General features: G+C 71.4%; 23 protein-coding genes and 1 pseudogene. 10 read left to right on the top strand and 14 right to left on the bottom strand.

Annotated elements, in window-relative coordinates:
* Positions 1 to 17 precede the first annotated feature (17 nt).
* From QMK28_RS34320 to QMK28_RS18255, 3 genes and pseudogenes are all read left to right on the top strand, one after another.
* Positions 18 to 239 (top strand): annotated as a pseudogene (locus QMK28_RS34320) (scabin-related ADP-ribosyltransferase); the annotation flags it as partial.
* Entirely contained in the window at positions 221 to 487 is a 267-nt protein-coding gene (locus tag QMK28_RS34315) for a scabin-related ADP-ribosyltransferase (RefSeq protein WP_443050762.1), read from the top strand. The pseudogene QMK28_RS34320 and the gene QMK28_RS34315, both read left to right, overlap by 19 nt.
* A 520-nt stretch (positions 488 to 1,007) precedes the next feature.
* A complete protein-coding gene (locus tag QMK28_RS18255) occupies positions 1,008 to 1,133 on the top strand; it encodes a hypothetical protein (protein WP_326439190.1) in 126 nt (41 codons plus the stop codon).
* Between the two features lie 324 nt (positions 1,134 to 1,457).
* On the opposite strand, the gene QMK28_RS18250 is transcribed toward QMK28_RS18255, so the two are convergent.
* The 8 genes from QMK28_RS18250 to QMK28_RS18215 all read right to left on the bottom strand — a co-directional run bounded on the left by QMK28_RS18250 (position 1,458) and on the right by QMK28_RS18215 (position 8,792).
* Complete coding sequence (locus QMK28_RS18250) at positions 1,458 to 1,556, bottom strand: 3-oxoadipate enol-lactone hydrolase (RefSeq protein ID WP_326439189.1); 99 nt, start codon at positions 1,554 to 1,556, stop codon at positions 1,458 to 1,460.
* A 209-nt stretch (positions 1,557 to 1,765) separates the two neighbouring features.
* Positions 1,766 to 2,488 (bottom strand): hypothetical protein, encoded by a 723-nt coding sequence (locus QMK28_RS18245; RefSeq protein WP_326439188.1) that lies wholly within the window; start codon positions 2,486 to 2,488, stop codon positions 1,766 to 1,768.
* Positions 2,485 to 3,606, bottom strand: coding sequence for an ROK family glucokinase (locus QMK28_RS18240; RefSeq protein ID WP_326439186.1), 1,122 nt, complete (start codon positions 3,604 to 3,606; stop codon positions 2,485 to 2,487). Before QMK28_RS18240 ends, QMK28_RS18245 begins: the two co-directional genes overlap by 4 nt.
* Positions 3,607 to 3,833: 227 nt before the next feature.
* Entirely contained in the window at positions 3,834 to 4,715 is an 882-nt protein-coding gene (locus QMK28_RS18235) for an ATP-binding cassette domain-containing protein (protein WP_326439184.1), read from the bottom strand.
* Positions 4,682 to 5,719: an ABC transporter permease gene (locus QMK28_RS18230; RefSeq protein WP_326439182.1), complete on the bottom strand. Its 1,038-nt coding sequence runs from the start codon at positions 5,717 to 5,719 to the stop codon at positions 4,682 to 4,684. Before QMK28_RS18230 ends, QMK28_RS18235 begins: the two co-directional genes overlap by 34 nt.
* On the bottom strand, positions 5,716 to 6,726 hold the full coding sequence (locus tag QMK28_RS18225) for a sugar ABC transporter substrate-binding protein (protein WP_443050760.1): 1,011 nt from the start codon (positions 6,724 to 6,726) through the stop codon (positions 5,716 to 5,718). The genes QMK28_RS18230 and QMK28_RS18225 overlap by 4 nt, the downstream gene beginning before the upstream one ends.
* 148 nt (positions 6,727 to 6,874) lie before the next feature.
* Complete coding sequence (locus QMK28_RS18220; RefSeq protein WP_326439178.1) at positions 6,875 to 7,915, bottom strand: substrate-binding domain-containing protein; 1,041 nt, start codon at positions 7,913 to 7,915, stop codon at positions 6,875 to 6,877.
* A gap of 157 nt (positions 7,916 to 8,072) precedes the next feature.
* Positions 8,073 to 8,792: a GntR family transcriptional regulator gene (locus tag QMK28_RS18215; RefSeq protein WP_326439216.1), complete on the bottom strand. Its 720-nt coding sequence runs from the start codon at positions 8,790 to 8,792 to the stop codon at positions 8,073 to 8,075.
* A 180-nt stretch (positions 8,793 to 8,972) separates the two neighbouring features.
* Between QMK28_RS18215 and QMK28_RS18210 the strand changes: the two genes are divergently transcribed.
* From QMK28_RS18210 to QMK28_RS18195, 4 genes are all read left to right on the top strand, one after another.
* Positions 8,973 to 10,037: a Gfo/Idh/MocA family protein gene (locus QMK28_RS18210; RefSeq protein ID WP_326439176.1), complete on the top strand. Its 1,065-nt coding sequence runs from the start codon at positions 8,973 to 8,975 to the stop codon at positions 10,035 to 10,037.
* A 128-nt stretch (positions 10,038 to 10,165) separates the two neighbouring features.
* Positions 10,166 to 10,948: an SDR family NAD(P)-dependent oxidoreductase gene (locus QMK28_RS18205; protein ID WP_326439174.1), complete on the top strand. Its 783-nt coding sequence runs from the start codon at positions 10,166 to 10,168 to the stop codon at positions 10,946 to 10,948.
* Positions 10,949 to 11,145: 197 nt separating this feature from the next.
* The gene (locus tag QMK28_RS18200) at positions 11,146 to 11,355 is read left to right on the top strand and encodes an HTH domain-containing protein (RefSeq protein WP_326439172.1); all 210 of its coding nucleotides are present in this window, start codon (positions 11,146 to 11,148) and stop codon (positions 11,353 to 11,355) included.
* Entirely contained in the window at positions 11,355 to 11,933 is a 579-nt protein-coding gene (locus QMK28_RS18195) for a Clp protease N-terminal domain-containing protein (RefSeq protein WP_326439170.1), read from the top strand. Before QMK28_RS18200 ends, QMK28_RS18195 begins: the two co-directional genes overlap by 1 nt.
* Before the next feature lie 54 nt (positions 11,934 to 11,987).
* Here the strand turns inward: QMK28_RS18195 and QMK28_RS18190 are convergent, their stop codons facing one another.
* The 6 genes from QMK28_RS18190 to QMK28_RS18165 all read right to left on the bottom strand — a co-directional run bounded on the left by QMK28_RS18190 (position 11,988) and on the right by QMK28_RS18165 (position 16,417).
* Positions 11,988 to 12,338 carry a VOC family protein gene (locus QMK28_RS18190; protein ID WP_326439168.1) on the bottom strand — a complete coding sequence of 117 codons (351 nt, stop codon included), beginning with the start codon at positions 12,336 to 12,338 and terminating at the stop codon, positions 11,988 to 11,990.
* Positions 12,335 to 12,484, bottom strand: coding sequence for a hypothetical protein (locus QMK28_RS18185; protein ID WP_326439166.1), 150 nt, complete (start codon positions 12,482 to 12,484; stop codon positions 12,335 to 12,337). Before QMK28_RS18185 ends, QMK28_RS18190 begins: the two co-directional genes overlap by 4 nt.
* Positions 12,485 to 12,562: 78 nt before the next feature.
* A complete protein-coding gene (locus QMK28_RS18180; RefSeq protein ID WP_326439164.1) occupies positions 12,563 to 13,879 on the bottom strand; it encodes a cytochrome P450 family protein in 1,317 nt (438 codons plus the stop codon).
* Positions 13,880 to 13,985: 106 nt separating this feature from the next.
* A complete protein-coding gene (locus tag QMK28_RS18175; RefSeq protein ID WP_326439162.1) occupies positions 13,986 to 14,615 on the bottom strand; it encodes a bifunctional 4-hydroxy-2-oxoglutarate aldolase/2-dehydro-3-deoxy-phosphogluconate aldolase in 630 nt (209 codons plus the stop codon).
* A gap of 135 nt (positions 14,616 to 14,750) precedes the next feature.
* A complete protein-coding gene (locus QMK28_RS18170) occupies positions 14,751 to 15,677 on the bottom strand; it encodes a sugar kinase (RefSeq protein ID WP_326439215.1) in 927 nt (308 codons plus the stop codon).
* A 284-nt stretch (positions 15,678 to 15,961) separates the two neighbouring features.
* On the bottom strand, positions 15,962 to 16,417 hold the full coding sequence (locus QMK28_RS18165) for a ribonuclease (protein WP_326439160.1): 456 nt from the start codon (positions 16,415 to 16,417) through the stop codon (positions 15,962 to 15,964).
* A gap of 157 nt (positions 16,418 to 16,574) precedes the next feature.
* On the opposite strand from QMK28_RS18165, the gene QMK28_RS18160 reads away from it, so the two are divergent.
* From QMK28_RS18160 to QMK28_RS18150, 3 genes are read left to right on the top strand one after another with little or no spacing between them, the layout of a single operon-like run.
* Positions 16,575 to 17,210, top strand: coding sequence for a helix-turn-helix domain-containing protein (locus QMK28_RS18160; protein WP_326439158.1), 636 nt, complete (start codon positions 16,575 to 16,577; stop codon positions 17,208 to 17,210).
* A gap of 44 nt (positions 17,211 to 17,254) precedes the next feature.
* The gene (locus QMK28_RS18155; RefSeq protein WP_326439156.1) at positions 17,255 to 17,488 is read left to right on the top strand and encodes a DUF6126 family protein; all 234 of its coding nucleotides are present in this window, start codon (positions 17,255 to 17,257) and stop codon (positions 17,486 to 17,488) included.
* 42 nt (positions 17,489 to 17,530) lie between these two features.
* On the top strand, positions 17,531 to 18,070 hold the full coding sequence (locus QMK28_RS18150) for a GNAT family N-acetyltransferase (RefSeq protein ID WP_326439154.1): 540 nt from the start codon (positions 17,531 to 17,533) through the stop codon (positions 18,068 to 18,070).
* Positions 18,071 to 18,110 lie beyond the last annotated feature (40 nt).

The following is an 18,110-nucleotide window of genomic DNA, read 5'->3' as shown; positions in this document are numbered from 1 at the left end:
GGGGCGCACTCGGTAGCGTGATCCCTGGCCTGGGCGCGCTCAAAGCTCCAAAGGTCAACCCCTTCTCCAATATTGATGTCGACCCACGAGCTATCGTTAATCTGCGTCGGGTCTACCGCGGAGATGACAGGCATCCTAGTGCGGTGTTCCCTGAGGGATTTAAGTCAAAGGGAAGCAATGCCGACATTCACGACTATGGGCGAAACAATACTCCGTCCGCCTGGGTTGGAACGAGCGATCGAGAGTCCCTCGGAGCGATGTTCCCCAGCACGCCAAGGGAAAGACCTGGGTCTACGAGATCAGCAACCCGGGACCGGGGATCAGAGTCAATAAGGTTCTTCCCTGGAGTTACGTATTCCGGGCCGAGAGGGAGATCATCTTCCCGAATGGAATCGACCCATCAATGATCACTAAGGCAAGGCGCTGGGAGTGGGGTCAGCCAACTGGAGAAGTGATCGAGAATTCAGGACGCAGACCCAATGGATAAGACTCTGGTGACAGTGTGTACGCCTAGCGGAGTGGATGAGTGGGTTGTCCATACTTCGACGGAACCGCCATGGCGTGTGGCAGTGATCGGGAGCACCGAAGGGTCTTTCGAGGCGGATGGTGACGACCTATTTCGGGCGTTGCAATCTGTCCGGCTGAGGCTCGAAGAGGTGAAGGTGAGCTTGTGCTGCAATGGCGCTCGGATCAATTCTCACCCTTCGCCGCAGGCCAGCCAGGCGGGAGGGGGGATGGTCTACATTCTGCCAACTTTCAGAAATCCGAGCCAACGTGATCTGGTCCCCCTGCTCGCACCAGCACCCGCAGGGAAGCTGGGGACAGTACGTCGGCAGAACGAGTACTGGCAGGCCCGTCAAACGTCGAAGTGGCGATCGGCCTTGAGGATGCTCAGCCCTGTTGCGGCGCTGAGATGGATACAGGACAAGACGTTCGGGGCCCCGGTGTGGGTTGCTCAGGAGCGCAGCGAGATCACTGTGTGGCGAAGATTGCGGCGTTGATCTAACTTGCGCACTTCACGTGAGGGCAACGCCAAGGAACAGCCCGCTCGCGCCTCAGCAGCCGAACTCGACGAGCTGGTCACCGAGCTCAAACCCATCACCGCGACGCTCGTGGCCGCTGGGTCGCAGTGACGAAAAGCGACTGACGGGACGAGGAGGCCGCCGTCCGGTACGGCGAGACCTCCGCCCGGCATGCGCATCCGCGACGCTCGACCCGACCATCGACTTCCTGGCCGCGCCCCGATCGCACCCGCCCCTGGCAGACCCCAAGGCCACCGGGCGAACCCGACTCCGCACGTCACAGAACCCCCTGCTGGGGCGAGCCAGCGGGGGTTCTGCATCGCCTGATCTGTCACATGCGAGTCACGAACACCATTGACGCACCCGGACCACAAGGACCCCGTCTACGCAAACAGCACTGTTTCGGACCCCGTGGACGTCAGAAGACGGTTCCGCCTACATGTGCCAGGTGGTGCCCAGCGAGGCGCCGAGGACGAGGACGGGCGCGTCGTCGGGGCCGTCTATCCGGTGCTGAAGGGTCTTCTGCTCGCTCACCGGGTCACGGTAACCGCCTTCGGGCGGGGGTTCCGCATCCGGGTCGGCCGGACGCCTCCCCTGGGGCCGGCCGCGGGGGGCGCGTACGGGTGCGCGCGCGCCGTGCTCGGGCGGCGGGCGCGGTGCGGGCCGCCGGGGGCCGGGGCGGCGTCCCGGGGCCGCCCGGGGGTGCCCGGAGCGGGCTTCGGGCGGCGCCGGGCGGCTGTGCGTCAGAACGCGGCCGTCGAGATGATGTAGGCCTTGGGGTGCCGGGGGTTGTGGTAGTCCACGGTGATCTGGAGGTCGGGCTCGGCGCCCTTCTGCCGGAAGACCGTACCCTTCCAGTCCTTGCCCGAGCCGAGCTTCCAGCCGACCGCCGCGGCCTGCTTCGCGGTGATGGTGTTCCCGCCCCGCTTCAGCGTGGAAGCGTCGGCGCCGGACAGCCGCAGGAAGCGGTCGAGGCCCACCGGGGACGTGATGAACTGCACGTACAGCGAGCTGTCGGCCCAGGAGTTCGTCTCGTAGAACGCGACGTCGTCGGAGTAGCGCGGGATCGGCATGTCGTAGATGCGGCGCTGGACCTTGGTGGGCCAGCCCGGGGCGAGGCCGTCGGCGGACGCCTTGGTCTCCTTGTCCCGGCCGCTGTCGCGGCTCTGCTGGACGGAGATCAGCAGATAGCCGGCCGGCACCGCGATCAGCAGGAAGATGATCAGCGCGGTGAGCCAGCGGCGGGGCGGGCGCTGCGGCTCCTCGCCCGGCGGCAGTGCGTCGGGGCTGTCCGCGCGCTGCGGCTGCCTGGGCACGGCGGGGCGCTCCGCGCCACCGGAGCCGTCGGAGGCGGAGCCGTTGCGCTCGCCCCCGCCGCGGCCGCCGGAGTCGCGGCCCGCGGAGCCGTCGCCGGCGTCGGGGCCGTCCGGCGCGCCGTTGTCGGAGGTGTGGTCGGCCGGGGTCATCGGCGGCCCGCCTGCGCGTAGCGCTCGTAGCGCTCGACCCGGCGGCGGTTGGCGCGGCGGAAGCGGCGGGCGACGAGCCTGGCCAGGTCGGCGGCGCCGACGAGGCCGGCCTCGTTGCCGAGTTCGGCCTTGAGGATGCGGGCTTCGGGCCGGTAGCCGCGGCCGGTGAGATTGCGCCGGAAGGCCTCCCTGGCCGGGCCGATCAGCAGGTCGTCGGCCGCGCTGACGCCGCCGCCGATGACGAAGCAGGCGGGATCGAGGGCGGCGGCGAGGTTGGCGATGCCGATGCCGAGCCACTGGCCGATGTCCTGGAGCAGTTCGATGCACATCGGGTCGCCCTTGCGGGCGAGTTCGGTGATCAGCGGTCCGGTGATCTCCGAGATGTTGCCGTTGACCTGCTTGATGAGCTCGTAGGCGACCGGGGAGTCGGCCGCGGCCAGCTCGCGGGCCTCGCGCACCAGGGCGTTGCCGGAGCTGTACTGCTCCCAGCAGCCGCGGTTGCCGCACGGGCAGCGGTGGCCGCCGGGGACGACCTGCATATGGCCGAACTCGCCCGCGACGCCGAAGCGACCGCGTTTGACCTGGCCGTCCTCCAGGATGGCGCCGCCGATGCCGGTACCGAGGGTGATCATGACGAGGTCCTCCTCGTCACGCCCGGCGCCGAAGCGCCACTCGGCCCAGGCCGCGCTGTTGGCGTCGTTGTCGACCAGCACGGGCACCGCGAGCCGGGCCGCCAGCGCGTCCCGCAGCGGCTCGTCGCGCCAGGACAGGTGCGGGGCGAACAGCACCCGGGAGCGGTCCGCGTCGACCCAACCGGCCGCGCCGATGCCCACGGCGTGCACGTCGTGCCGGTCCGAGAGGTCCAGGACCAGCTCGACGATGGTGTCCTCGACGACCTTGGGGCTCTTGGACTTGTCGGGCGTCTCGGTGCGCAGCTGTTCCAGGATGTTGCCGTCGGCGTCGACGACTCCCGCGGCGACCTTGGTGCCGCCGATGTCGATGCCGACGGTGGGCACCCGGGGTGCGGTGAGGTGCGAGCGGCGCTCGCGGGTGCCGATCGTGCGCAGGACGGTGGCCCGGGCGGATCCCCGGTGAGCCAGCTCGCGGTACGTACTCATCGGTCCCTGGTGGATCTCGGGAGGCCGCGGAGGGCCTCGGGGGGCGGTCGTCACGGCCGATTGTGCCCCACTGGTGTGCTCGGGCGCACGGCGGTGGCGGGTGGGGCGAAGCGCGGAGGGAGTGACCGGAGGGGACGGAGGGGGCGGCGGCCCGCTGCGGCAGCCGCTTGTCGGCTCCGCTCCGCCCGCCCCTTCCGTCCCCTCCGTCCCCTCCGCGCCCCCCGCCCTCAGCTCTCGGGGTGTCCTCCGAGGTGGTCGGGGGCCGGTGCCCGCGCCAGTTCGTGGCTCAGCTCCTCCAGCTCGCTGCCGCCCGCCATCTGCCGGGTCAGCTCGTCCAGGGTGATCTCGGACTTGGCGTGGCTGCCGGCCATCGCGCCGCGCTTGAGCAGGATGAAGCGGTCGCCGACGAGGTAGGCGTGGTGCGGGTTGTGGGTGATCAGCACCACGCCGAGACCCGCGTCCCGGGCCGCCGCGACGTACTTGAGCACGACGCCCGACTGCTTGACGCCGAGCGCGGCCGTGGGCTCGTCCAGGACCAGCACCTTGGCGCCGAAGTAGACGGCGCGGGCGATGGCCACGCACTGCCGCTCGCCGCCGGAGAGGGTGCCGATCGGCTGGTCGACGTCACGCAGGTCGATGCCCATCCGGAGCAGCTCGCTCCGGGTGGTCCTGCGCATCCTGTCGACGTCGAGCCGGCGCAGCGGTCCCTTGCCCTTGGTGGGTTCGGAGCCCAGGAAGAAGTTGCGCCAGACCGGCATCAGGGCGACGACCGCGAGGTCCTGGTAGACGGTGGCGATGCCCCGGTTGAGCGCCGCGCGGGGGGAGCCGAGCTTGGCCTCCTCGCCCTCGATGGTGAAGCTGCCGGTGTCGTTCCGGTGCAGCCCAGAGATGATCTTGATGAGGGTGGACTTGCCCGCGCCGTTGTCACCGAGCACGCAGGTGATCTCGCCCGCGTGCACCTCCAGGCTGACGTCTTCGAGGGCCTTGATGTTGCCGTAGAACTTGCTGACGCCGCTCAGCTCGACCAGCGGCGGCGCGGCCGGGGCGGCTTCCGGGACGGTGTCCGGGGATGTGGTCACTTGGATGCCTCCGCACGCTTGCGGACCCATGCGTTGAGCAGCGTGGCGAGCAGCAGCATCGCCCCGAGGAAGAACTTGAACCAGTCCGGGTTCCACTGCGCGTACACGATGCCCTTGCTGGTCATGCCGAAGATGAACGCGCCGACGGCCGACCCGATCGCCGAGCCGTACCCGCCGGTCATCAGACAGCCGCCGATGACGGCCGCGATGATGTAGAGCAGCTCGTTGCCGACGCCGCCGCCCGACTGGATCGAGTCGTACGAGAACAGCAGGTGCTGGCCGGAGACCCAGGCGGCGAAGGCCACCGCCAGATAGAGCCCGATCTTGGTCTTGTTGACCGGGACGCCGACCGCGCGGGCCGCCTCCGAGCCGCCGCCGACCGCGAAGATCCAGTTGCCCGCGCGGGTGCGCAGCAGGACCCAGGTGGCGACCGCGACGAGCACCGCCCACCACAGGATGGTGATCTGGAGGTCGACGCCGCCGATGGTCAGATGCGAGGCGAACAGCGAGCGGGCCGAGTCGAAGCCCTCCATGTCGCCGATGCTCTTGGTGGAGACCGTGCCGCTGATGAGCTTGGTGAAGCCCAGGTTCAGACCGGTCAGCATCAGGAAGGTGGCGAGGGTGATGATGAAGCTCGGCAGCTTGGTGCGGGTCAGCAGCAGGCCGTTGAAGAAGCCGATGGCCAGCGTGATGAGCAGCGAGAGCGCCACGCCCACCCAGACGTTCGCCGTCATCTGGTAGCTGATCATCGAGGAGATCAGCGCGGACGAGGTGACCATCACGCCGGTGGAGAGGTCGAACTCGCCGCCGATCATCAGCAGCGCGACGGGGACGGCCATGATCCCGTACGTCGAGGCCGCGTAGAGCACGGTGCTGAGGCTGGAGGCCTGCAGGAAGCTGTCCGCGATGATCGAGAAGAAGATGAAGACGGCCGCGGCGCCGACGATCGAGGCCAGTTCCGGGCGGCCCATCAGGCGGTGCAGGTACGAGCGGTGCAGCAGCCGTTCGTCCAGCAGCGTCGCGTCGGCGCTCATCGGGTGCCCCGCTTCGTGTACTTCGCCAGCTCGGAGGCGTCCTTCTCGGTGATGACCTGCGGGCCGGTGAGGACCGGCTTGCCGCCGCCGAGGACGTCCGAGTTGTACTTGTGGAGCCAGAGCAGGTCGACCGCCTCGTATCCCTGGAGGTACGGCTGCTGGTCGACGGCGAAGCCGAGATCGCCCGCGTCGAGGTCCTGGGCGACCTGCTCGTTGAGGTCGAAGGTGTCGATCTCGGCCTTGCTGCCCGCCTGCTCCTTGGCCTTGACGGCGGTGGGGGCGAACGGCGCGCCGAGGGTGACGACGGCGTCGATCGACTTGTCGGACTGGAGCTTGGACTCGATGGACGCCTCGACGTCGGGCATGTTGGTGCCCTCGACGTAGAGGTTCTGCATCGTGCCCTTGAAGGTCTTCTTCGCCCCGTCGCAGCGCTGCTCGTGGCCGACGTTGCCCTGCTCGTGCAGCACGCACACGGCCTTCTTCTTGCCGCGCTTGTTCAGCTCGTCGCCGACCGCCTCGCCCGCGATGGTCTCGTCCTGGCCGATGTGGCTGAGCGCGCCGAACTCCTTGGACTCCGCGGAGCCGGAGTTGACCGTGATCACCGGGATGCCGGCCTTCTCGGCCTTGGCGACGACGGCCTTCATCGCGCCGGGCTTGGCGAGCGTGACGATCAGCCCGTCGACCTTCTGGTCGATGTACGACTGGACGAGCTGCGCCTGCTGCTGTGCCTCCTTGTCATGCGCGTACAAGAAGTTGATGTTGTCCTTGGCGGCGGCCTGCTTGGCGCCCTTCTGCACGATGTCCCAGAAGGTGTCCCCGTCGCCCGAGTGGGTGACCATGGCCACCGTCCACTTCGGCGTGTTCACCGCGGCCCGCCCCTGGGTGGCCTGCTCCGCCCGTTCCTCGGCGCGCTTGCCGCCGGTGCTGCTGCACCCCGCCAGGGACGTGACGACCACCGCTGCCAGCACGGCGCTCACGGCGCGTACCCCTGTTCGAACCCTTGCCACGAGGACTTGCCCTTCTGACTGCGCGTTTCGGTACGGCCGTGCGTATCGGTACGGCTGTGATCGGTACGGCTGTGCGTTTCGGTACGGGTGGGCGGCGGAAGACCGGGCCCGGCCGCCCAAGTATCCGTCACCGCTGTTCGCCGGGAACTCATCGGGTTCCTCGGGCGGTGTACTTCTCAAGCTTCGGCACATCCTTCTCCGTGACGATCGCGGGACCGGTGAGCACCGGTTTGCCACCGCCGATGACATTGGCGTTGTACTTCTGGAGCCAGAGGAGGTCGACCGCCTCATAGCCCTGCAGATACGGCTGCTGGTCGACGGCGAAGCCGACCTCCTTGGCCTTGAGCCCCTTGACCACCTCGGCGTTGAGGTCGAAGGTGTCGATCTCGGCCTTGCTGCCGGCCCCGTTCTTCGCCTTGACGGACGCGGCGGCGAACGGCGCGCCGAGGGTGACGACGGCGTCGATCGACTTGTCCGCCTGGAGCTTCGCCTCGATGGAGGACTGGGCCGAGGGCATGTCGGTGCCCTCGACGTTGAGGATCTGGGTGGACCCGTCGAAGCCCTTCTTCACGCCCGCGCAGCGGTCCTCCAGCGAGACGTTGCCCTGCTCGTGGATGACGCACAGCGCCTTCTTGCGGCCCCGGGCGTCCAGCTCCGCGCCGACCGCCTCGCCGGCCACCGCCTCGTCCTGGCCGATGTGGGTCAGCGCGCCGAACCCCTTGGAGTACTGGCCGCCGGAGTTGACCGTGACCACCGGGATGCCGGCCTTCACCGCCTTGGCGACGACGGCCTTCATCGCGCCGGGCTTGGCGAGCGTGACGATCAGCCCGTCGACCTTCTGGTCGATCGCCGCCTGGACGAGCTGCGCCTGCTGCTGCGCCTCCTTGTCGTTGGAGTACAGGAACTTCGCGTTGTCCTTCGCGGCGGCCTGCTCCGCGCCGTTCTGGACGATGTCCCAGAAGGTGTCGCCCTCACCCGAGTGGGTGACCATCGCGATGGTCATCCGGGGCGTGCCGACGCCCTTGCCCTTGGCGCCGCCGCCGTCCGCTTTGTCCTCGGAGTCCTTGCCGCCGGAGCCGCTGCACCCGGCGGCGGCCAGCGCGAACGCCAGCGCGAGCACCGCTGCCGTACGGGCCGGCCGGGCCGTGCGAACCACACCAGCTGTGCGCCTGCGCGTGATGGTGGCCATGGTGGACCACCTCCTCTCCCGAGCCGCCGGATTGCGACTGGGGGAGTTCTAACCGGGCGTGCGGTACGCCGTCAAGACTTTGTCCGAACATTATGACGAACCAAGGCCCGGAGCGCCCCTGAAAACCGGTCGATACCGGGGCGTATCAGGGCGAAGCTCAGGGGCGTACGAGCAGCTGGAACTCGAAGGAGTAGCGCGAAGCGCGGTAGACGTGCGAGCCGAACTCGACCGCGCGACCGGTGTCGTCGAAGGTCACGCGCTGCATCGTCAGCAGCGGCGCGCCGGCCGGTTCGCCCAGCCGCTCGCCCTCGTCGGCGCCGGCGGCGCGGGCCCCGACCGTCTGCCGGGCGCTGTGCAGGGTGATGCCCGCGTGGCGCATCAGCCGGTAGAGGCCGGTCGCCTCCAGCTCCCCGGCGTCGAGCGGGATCAGCCCGACCGGCAGGTGGTTGCGCAGGAACGCCATCGGCTCGCCGTGGGCCATCCGCAGCCGCTCGATCAGCGCCACCTCCGCGCCCTCCGTGACGCCGAGCGCGGCGGCGATCTCGGCGCCCGCCGCTTCGGTGGTGTTCCGCAGCACCCGAGTGGTGGGGCGCTGGCCTGCGGATTCGAGGTCGTCGTAAAGGCTGGAGAGTTCGAGCGGACGCTTGACCTGGCTGTGCACCACCTGGGTGCCGACGCCCCGGCGGCGCACCAGCAGGCCCTTGTCGACCAGCGACTGGATGGCCTGCCGGACGGTGGGACGGGACAGTCCGAGCCGGCCGGCGAGATCGATCTCGTTGCCGAGCAGGCTGCCGGGGGCGAGCTCGCCCTGTTCGATCGCGGCTTCGAGCTGTTGGGACAGCTGGAAGTACAGCGGCACCGGGCTGCTGCGGTCCACGCCGAGCCGGAGGGCCCCCGCGGAGCCGGAAGGCCGCGCGGAGCCGAGGGAGTCTGTGCCGTTCCCGTGCTTCACCACGCCGTGAGCGTATCGGCATGGGCTGATGACGGAAAGTCCAGTAGTCAGGTTGTCAGGACAAACCATTGACAGGATGCCGGTCCTGCGGCGAAGTTTGTCGCTATGCGTATCGGACTCATCGGAACCGGACGGATCGGCTCTTTCCACGCGGAAGCGTTGCTCCGTCACCCAGACGTGACCGGCCTCGTCGTCGCGGACGCGGACACCTCGCGGGCGGCGGAGGTCGCCTCCCTCATCGGCGCGACCGCCGCGCCCGACGTCGAGGCGCTCTTCGCCTCCCCCGACCGGCCCGGCGCGGCCGACCCCCTGGGACTCGACGCCGTGGTGATCGCGGCGGCGACCTCCGCGCACGCCGAGCTGATCGGGCTCGCCGCGCGGGCCGGGCTGCCCGTCTTCTGCGAGAAACCCATCGCGCTGGACCTGCCGGGCACCATCGCCGCGCTGGGCGAGGTCGAGGCCGCCGGGACCGTGCTCCAGCTCGGCTTCATGCGCCGCTTCGACGCGGGGTACACCGCGGCCCGCGAGGCGGTGCGCTCCGGCCGGCTCGGCCGGCTGCACACCGTACGGGCCATCACCTCCGACCCGGCCCCGCCCCCGGCCGCGTACCTCCCGCTCTCCGGCGGCCTCTACCGGGACTGCCTGGTCCACGACTTCGACATCCTGCGCTGGGTCACCGGGCGTGAGGTCGTCGAGGTCTACGCGCTCGGCTCGGACCGCGGCCCGTCGATGTTCCGCGCGGCGGGCGACGTGGACACCGCGGCGGCCCTGCTCACCCTCGACGACGGCACCCTCGCCACCGCCACCTCGACCCGCTGCAACGGCGCGGGCTACGACGTACGGATGGAACTCGCCGGGGACCTGGACCAGCTCGCGGTCGGTCTCGACGACCGCACCCCGATCACCTCCGCCGAGCCCGCCGGCCCTACCCCGCCCGAGAAGCCCTGGCCCGGCTTCCTGGAGCGGTTCGCGCCCGCGTACGAAGCGGAGCTGGCGGCGTTCCTCCAAGTCGCGCGCGGCGAGCTGGCGAACCCCTGCGACGGCCACGAAGCGCTCGCGGCGCTGCGGATCGCCGAAGCCTGCGAACTCTCCCGGCGGGAGCACCGGCCGGTGCGGATCGCGGAGATCGTCGCGCTCGGCGCGAGCGGGTCGGGCGCCGGGGCGCGCTGAGGGCTCGCCGGCCGGCTGAGGCGCTTTTCGCGAGCCGGGGGCGCGCCTTTCCGAGCGCGCGCCCCCGGCGCAAACGCGAGGTCCGATTGCCGCCGGACTCCCGTCCCGTGAGGAACGAACATCGAGTCATGTCCCAGCACCCGAGCAAACACATGAATCAGACCGACATGACCGCGGTACTCGACGGCAGAGCCGCACTCGTGACCGGCGGCAGCCGCGGCATCGGCGAGGCGATCGTCCTGCGGCTCGCCGCGGCCGGAGCCGATGTCGCCTTCACCTATCAGCACAGCGCGGACCGCGCCGCCGACCTCGTCGACCGGGTCAAGGCGTTGGGCCGCCGGGCGTGGGCCGTACAGGCCGACAGCGCCGATCCGGCCGCCGTACGCGCCTCCGTGGACGGGGCCGCGGCGGAGTTCGGGCGGCTCGACATCCTCGTCAACAACGCGGGCGCGGGCGTCATCGGACCGATCGAAGGGATCGGGCCCGAGGATGTGGACCGGGTCCTCGACGTCAATGTGCGGGCCCCGTTCATCGCCGCTCAGGCCGCCGTCCCGCACCTGACCGAGGGCGGCCGGATCATCAACATCGGCAGCTGCATGGCCCAGCGCGTCGCCTTCCCCGGCGGCGCCCTCTACGCGACCAGCAAGACCGCGCTGATCGGGCTGACCAACGCGCTGGCCCGCGAGCTGGGGCCGCGCGGCATCACCGTCAACCTCATCCACCCCGGTCCCATCGACACCGACATGAACCCCGCCGACGGCGAGAGCGCCGAGACGCAGCACGGCTTCACGGCGCTCGGCCGCTACGGCACGCCCTCCGACATAGCGGCCACCGTCGCCCACCTGGTGGGGGACGGCGGGCGGTACATCAGCGGCGCGGCCATCGCCGTGGACGGGGGCTTCGCCGCGTAGTCCGCGCGATTCCGCGGGCCCGTGCCCGCGGGGTCGCGTCCGCGGGGTCGCGTCCGCGGGTCGCGTCCGCGGGTCGCGTCCGAACCCAGGGGCCGACGGCGATGCGCCGGCGGCCCCTGCTGCCGTTACCCAGGCCGGCCGGTCACGACATGTCAACTGGGGTTGACGCCTCCCGATCGTCAACGTACGTTGACAGCATGACCGAAGCAACCGATCTCGCCGCGCGGGCGGGAGACCAGGACCCCAGAGTCGGACTTCGTTCCGTAGCCGCGCTCCGCCGTCTGGTGGAGCAGCTCGAAGCCGTGCAGGTACGCAGCGCACGCGCCCAGGGCTGGTCGTGGCAGGAGATCGCCAACGAACTCGGGGTCAGCAGGCAGGCAGTGCACAAGAAGCACGGGAGGAATTGATGTTCGAGAGGTTCACCAAGGACGCTCGCCGCGTCGTACAAGCCGCCGTCGGGCAGGCCGAGCGGGCGGGCGACTCCACCGTTCGGGAGGATCACCTCCTCCTCGCGCTGCTCGACGACGGGGGCGCCCGGGGCACCGCCGCGCTCACAGCGCTCGGCGTCACCGGGCGGCGGGCCTCGATCGAGCGCGCGCTCGCCGACGCTCAGCGCAGGGGCGGCCTGTCGCTGTCGGACACGGAGGCGCTGGCCGGCCTCGGCATCGACGTCGCGGAGGTGGTGCAGCGGGTCGAGGAGGTGCACGGCGAGGGCGCGTTGGCCGGGTGCGGGAAGCCGGGGCGGCCGTGGCCGTTCGGGGTGGGCTCGGCGCACCGCCCGTTCACGCCGGGGTCGAAGCAGCTGCTGGCGCGCACCCTGCGGATCGCTGTCGGGCGCGGCGACAAGACCATCGACAGCGAGCATCTGCTGCTCGCGCTCGCCGGCCAGCCTGGTGTGGTGTCCGACGTGCTCGCCGAACACGGCGCGACCACCGCCGAGATCACCCGCGTGCTGGCCCCGGTGAGCGGAAAGGCGACGGGCTGACCCGGGCGGGGAGCGGTCAGCGTTGGTGGCTGCGGTCAGCCCTGACGGCTGCGGTCAGCGTTGGTGGCTGACGACATTGACCACCTTCCCGTTCGGGTCCCGGACGAAGAACCGGCGTACGCCCCAGGGCTCGTCCCGCAGCGCGTGCACGATCTCCGCGCCGCTCGCCGCCACCGCCGCGTACACCGCGTCCACGTCGTCCACTTCGACGCTCAGGTCGGGCTGGACGGCGGAGGTGGCGTCCGGGCCCAGCAGGGTGAGCTGCGCCGTCGGGTTGTCGGGCGAAGCGAGGGTGATGACCCAGCCCAGGTTCATGACCTCCTGGAAACCCAGCAGGCCGTAGAAGTCCCGGCTGCCGTCGAGGTCGTCGGAAGCGATGTCGGGTACGACGCGGCGAATGGTCATCGTGCCTCCGGTGCGGAGCGGACCGGCAGTGCGTGCGGGCCGCGGATGAGCGGGCCCGGCCGCCGGATGAGGGCGGCCGGGTGCGCGTCCAGTGTCAGGTCCGGGCGGCGCTCCGGCAGCGTGCGAATCGCGGTGCGGGCCGCCATCCGGGCGAGCGGTCCACCGAGGCAGTCACGGCGGACTCCGTAAGCCCAGCGCGGCCAGGCCGACCGTCGTGGGGGCGCTCACCAGCGGATCGGCAGTCGGCGGACACCGCGCATCAGCATGCCGGGCACCCACTCCAGCTCGGCCGGGTCGAGGTCGAGGGCCAGCTCGGGGCAGCGCTCCAGGAGCGCGCGGACCGCGATGCGGGCCTCCATCCGGGCGAGCGGCGCGCCGAGGCAGAAGTGCAGGCCGTGGCCGAAGGCGACATGGCCCTGGGCGGGGCGGCGGATGTCGAACCGGTCGGGGTCCGGGAAGCGGTTCGGGTCCCGGCCCGCCGAGGCGAGGGCGACGAGGACTGCTTCACCGGCGGGAATGGTCGTGCCGCCGATCTCCACGGGCTCCCTGGCGAAGCGGTAGGTCGAGGTCTCGACCGGCCCGTCGTAGCGCAGCGTCTCCTCGACCGCGCCGTCCACCAGCGACATATCGGCCCGCAGCGCGGCGAGTTGCTCCGGGTGCTGGAGCAGCGCCCGGACGGTGTTGGAGATGAGGTTGACCGTCGTCTCGTGTCCCGCGACCAGCAGCAGGAAGGCCATGCCGACCAGTTCGTCGGACGACAGCCGGTCGCCGTCCTCGTCCATGGTGCGGATCAGGGCGCTGATCAGGTCCTCGCCCGGGGAGCACCGCTTGTCCTCGATGAGTTCGACGAGGTAGGCGCCCATCTCCCGGACGGCTTCGGCCTCGGCCTCCGGGCTGGTACGGGCGACGATTTCGTTGGACCAGCCGCGGAAGGCTTCGCGATCCAGCGAGGGGACGCCGAGCAGTTCGCAGATGACGGTCATCGGCAGCGGGAAGCAGAACGCGTCGACGAGGTCGGCGCGCCGGGCTTCGGGGGCACGGCTCCCGAAAGTACGGGCTCCGGGAGTACGGGCTCCGGGAACAAGGCCCGCCGCCGCACCGCCACTGTCAGCTGCGACTCCGCCCCCGGTCGCGGACCCTGCCGACATCGCGTCGAGCAGTTCCTCGGCGATCTCCCGTACACGCGGCCGCAGCGCCTCGACCCGGCGGGAGGTGAACTCCTTGGCCACCAGCCTCCGCAGCCGGGTGTGCTCCGGCGGGTCGGCCTCCAGCATGTTGGCGTTGATCGCTGCGCCGCTGGTGGTGTCCGTGATGTTCGCGAACTGCCAGTCCTTGCTCAGCCGGTCGTCGGTGAGGGCCGAGCGGGACGCCTCATGGCCGACGACGAGCCACAGCTCTCCGGCGTCGGGGGTGCGGACCCGGTGCACCGGGCCCTGCGCCCGGAGTTTCTCGTACCAGGGATAGGGGTCGGCGGTGAACTCCGCTCCGTACGGCGTCAGGTCCACTATCTGCTGGGATTGGGATGTCGTACGGTCCGTCATACGTCTACCGCCCTCCGGTCGTCGTCCCCGGACGGTAACCCGGTGAGCCGCGCCCGCGCCTCAGCCTTGCGGACGACCGGGACGCCCTGCGAAGGGGCCGGCGCGGCTACTCGGGGGCGGCGTCCGCGAGCCGGGCGAGGAGGTCGGCGACGCGCTTGGCGACGGTGTCCCGGTCGCCCTCCATCAGCGCGGAGCCCATGCCGCAGGCGACCGCTCCGGCGGCGATCCAGGCCGGCGCGTTCTCCAGGGTGACGCCCCCGGTCGGCAGCAGCGCCGCCTGCGGCAGGGCCGCCCGTACGTCCTTGAGCCACTCGGGCCGGTAGGAGGAGGCCGGGAAGAGCTTGAGCGCGTCCGCGCCCAGCTCCATCGCCCGGACCATCTCGGTGGGGGACGAGACGCCGGGGAAGACCGGTATGCCGTAGCGGTGCGCGGTGCGGATCACCTCGGCGTCGAGGTTCGGCGCGACGAGGAAACGGGCTCCCGCGTCGATGGCCATCCGGGCGGACGTGGCGTCGAGTACGGTGCCCGCGCCGATGACGGCGTCGTCGCCCACCTCGCGCCGCAGGGTGGTGACGACCTCCAGCGCGAAGGGCGTGGTCAGCGAGATCTCCAGACTGGTGATCCCGGCGGCGAGCAGGGTGTCGGCCGTCGCGGTCGCCTGGTCGTAGCTGCCACTGCGGACAATGGCGAAGACCCGCTGTGCCAGCGCGGCCTGGGTGATCTCCCAGCGGAACACGGCAGTTCGCCGCCTTTCTTCGATCTTGTCTTCGAGCTGTCTTCGGTCGCCCGCTCCGGCGGGGGCCGGGGCGTCAAGTCTGCTGTCGCGCGCTGCCGGGCCGCCGGCCGCGACCGGCTTGCCTCGCCGCGCGGCTCAGCGGTGCACGGATTCGCCGCCGTTCCGGAAGGCGGCGAGCGCGCGGTCCCGCGCCTCGGCCGTCGCCAGCCCGTCCGTGTCGGTGGGGGCCTGGACGACGAGCGCCGCGACGCACGCGGCCTCGGCGAGCGCCTCCGGCTCGCTCAGCCCGCGCAGCCACCCGGAGAGATAGCCGGCGGCGAAGGCGTCGCCCGCGCCGACCGGGTCGACCACCGACACCCGGAACGGCGGCTGCGTCCATTCGCCCGCCTCGGTGACGGCGGTCGCCGAGTGGTCGTTGCGCTTGATCACGACGGTACGGGCCCGGCCGCTCAGCAGCTCGGCGGCTGCCTCGTCCGCGTCCCTGGCGGTCAGCAGTCGCAGTTCGTCCTCACCCGCGAGGATCAGGTCCGCCTCGCGGAGCAGCGGCCCCACCGCCTGCGCCCACTGGGCCGCGCCGCCGAGCTTGCTCCGTACGTTGGGGTCGAAGCAGACGATCAGCCCGGCTTCGCGGGCCAGCTCTATCAGCCGCCAGGTGGCGTCGGAGGCGGAGGAGGAGAGCATCGGGGTGATCCCCGATATGTGCAGCAGCCGGGCGCCCGCCAATGACTCGGCCCGCAGCTGACCGGGCGCGAGATGGGCGGCGGCCGAACCGGCGCGGTAGTACTGCATGTCGATGGCGCGCTGCGGATGGCTGTCACGCAGCAGCAGACCGGTCGGCGCCTGTTCGTCCACCTCTACATGGCTGACGTCCACCCCGTCGGCGCGCAGCTCGCGCAGCACCGCCTCGCCCGCCGGGTCCGCGCCGACGCGGCCGATCCAGCGGGCCCGGTGCCCGAGCCGGGCCAGCCCGGCGGCGACGTTGGACTCGGCGCCCGCGATGGAGCGCCGGAAACTCACGGCGCGGTCCAGCGGAACGCCTGGCTCGGCGAGCAGGAGCAGCATCGCCTCACCGCAGGTGACCGCCTCCGGGTCGTTTGTCACTGTTGCCTCCCCCGAACGTGAGTTTCTACCGAAACGTTATCGGCAGCCACTGACAACGTCCCCGCCGGGGGCGGCTCCGGTTCACAACGGTTACCCGGCCGGGCCCGGTCGCACGCCGGGGCGCGACCGGCCCGGAGGCCGCCGGGAGGGCCGGGGTGGCCGGAGTCACCGCAGGCGGTCACCGCAGGCGGTCACGACGGAGCCCGCCGCGCGGCCGATCGGCGGCGCGGCGGGCTCCGGTCGGGTCAGCAGCCGCGGTCGACCAGGTCGAACGAGGCGTAGTGGTCGGCGGTGTAGTAGTCCTCCTGGGCCTTGTCGCCGGTGACGACGCGGCGCGCGCCGCGGTCCTCGGAGCCCGGGGTCTTGACCGTGAACTCGTGGTAGTAGCCGGTGCTCTGCGAGGGCAGCACCTGCTCCCGGTTCTGGAAGACGGTGCCGTCCTGCGGGTACGGGTAGGGGCCGCCCGCCTTGATCAGGTCGAGGGTGTCGTGCGCCTGGGACGGCAGCTTCGAGTAGCAGATGTCGCCGACGGCGGCCGCGCTCCACACCGCGGTGTGGTTCACCGAGGCAACCGAAGCCACCGAGCTCACCGGGGCCGCCGGCGCGGCGGGGGTGGCGGCCATCGCGGGGCCGGCGAGGAGCAGGGACGAGGCGAGCGCGCCGAGGGCGCCGATGCGTGCGATCCGTGGGGGGATTCTCATGCGGGTCAGCATGACGCGCGTAGACCCTGTCATGTCAATGCCAAGTCACGGAAGCTTCCCAGGAGTTCACAGGATCCGCGAATGCGCGGGAGTCGCGGAAATTGCCTCAGAGGCAAAAGTTTTGCCTCTGAGGCACAACGCGGCTATACCGGAAGACATGACCTCGTCCCCCGCCGAACCGTCCCCCGAACCGTCCGGCGACCTGCCCGCCGTCGCGCCTCGGCTGCGCGCCCTGCGGCGGCGCAGCGGCCTCACGCTGGAAGCCGCTTCGCAGCGGGTGGGCCTCTCACCCGCGCACCTGTCCCGGCTGGAGACGGGGCGGCGGCAGCCCTCGTTGCCGATGCTGCTCGCGCTGGCCCGTACCTACGGGACAACGGTATCCGACCTGCTCGGCGAAGTGCCTCCGGAACGGGACCCGATCGTCCGGGGCGAGGAGGCCTCCGCCTCCGAGGCCGACGGCTGGACGTACCGGCAGGCGGGCGCGCCGGGGCGGGCGATGCAGGCGCTGCGGCTGCATGTGCCGCGGGGGCCGAACGTCCCGCAGGACGACCTCGTACGGGTCCATCCGGGCGAGGAGTGGCTGTATGTCACCACCGGCCGCCTCAAGCTCACCCTGGGCGACACCTCGTACGCCCTGGAGCCGGGCGACGCGGCGCACTTCGACTCGCTCACCCCGCACCGCATCGCGGCCGCCTCGCCGGGCGGGGTGGATCTGCTCTTCGTCCACACGCTGCTGCGGAGCGGAGTGTCCGAACTCTGTCTCGGGAACCGCGCGTACGGCCGCGGCCTGTGACCCCGGCAAGGCCCGTGACCCCGGAAAGGAAGGCGCCGATCGCCATGCCCGAGCCCACCACGTCCAAGCCCGCCGCCGCCGACCCCGCCGTACCCGGAGCCGCCGTCCCCGACCCCGGCCCTGCGACCGAAGCCGAGCCCCCCGCCCCCGCCGCGCGGGTGATGAACGAGGAGGACCGGGCCCCGATGGGGCTCACGGTCCGGGTGTTCATCTATCTCGTGGCCGTCCACTTCTTCGTGGGCTTCCTGTTCCTGCTGTTCAAGCTGGGCGGCGCCTGAAAGTGCTGGTGCCCGCCCGGTACCGGGTGCTTCGATGGCCGGATGACGGCAGACCCCGACCACGCCCCGACCACCCGTGTCCGCCCGCGTGAGCAGGCCGATCTCGCCGCCTGCGGACGGCTCCTCGGCGAGGTGCACGCCCAGGACGGCTATCCGAGGAACCGGCCCGCGGAGCCGGCCGGCTGGCTGAGCCCGCCGGCGCTGCTCGCGGCCTGGGTCGCCGAGTCCGGCGGACGGCTCGTCGGCCATGTCGCGCTCTGCCGCGACGAAGGGGACGCCTCGGCCCGACTCTGGGCGGAGCGGCCCGGCCGGAGCGGGGCCGGGCCCGAACGGGCCGGAGTGGTGAGCCGGTTGTTCGTCTCCCCCGCGGCGCGCGGCCTGGGCGTCGGCGGCCTGCTGATGGCCGAGGTCGCCCGCGGCGCGAGCGCGCGCGGGCTGCATCCCGTCCTCGACGTCCTGGCCTCGGACGCCGCCGCCGCGGCGCTGTACGAGCGGCTGAACTGGCAGCGGCTCGCCACCGTCGAGGAGCGGTGGGGGCCGGGTGAGACGGTCACCGTGCACTGCTACGCGGCTCCCGCCTGACGCACCCAGCCCTCGGCCCGAGGCCCCGGACGCACGCGGG

This window comes from Streptomyces sp. H27-D2 (genome assembly GCF_035828615.1).
GTDB lineage: Bacteria > Actinomycetota > Actinomycetes > Streptomycetales > Streptomycetaceae > Streptomyces.
This window is presented reverse-complemented; position numbering and strand designations above follow the sequence as displayed.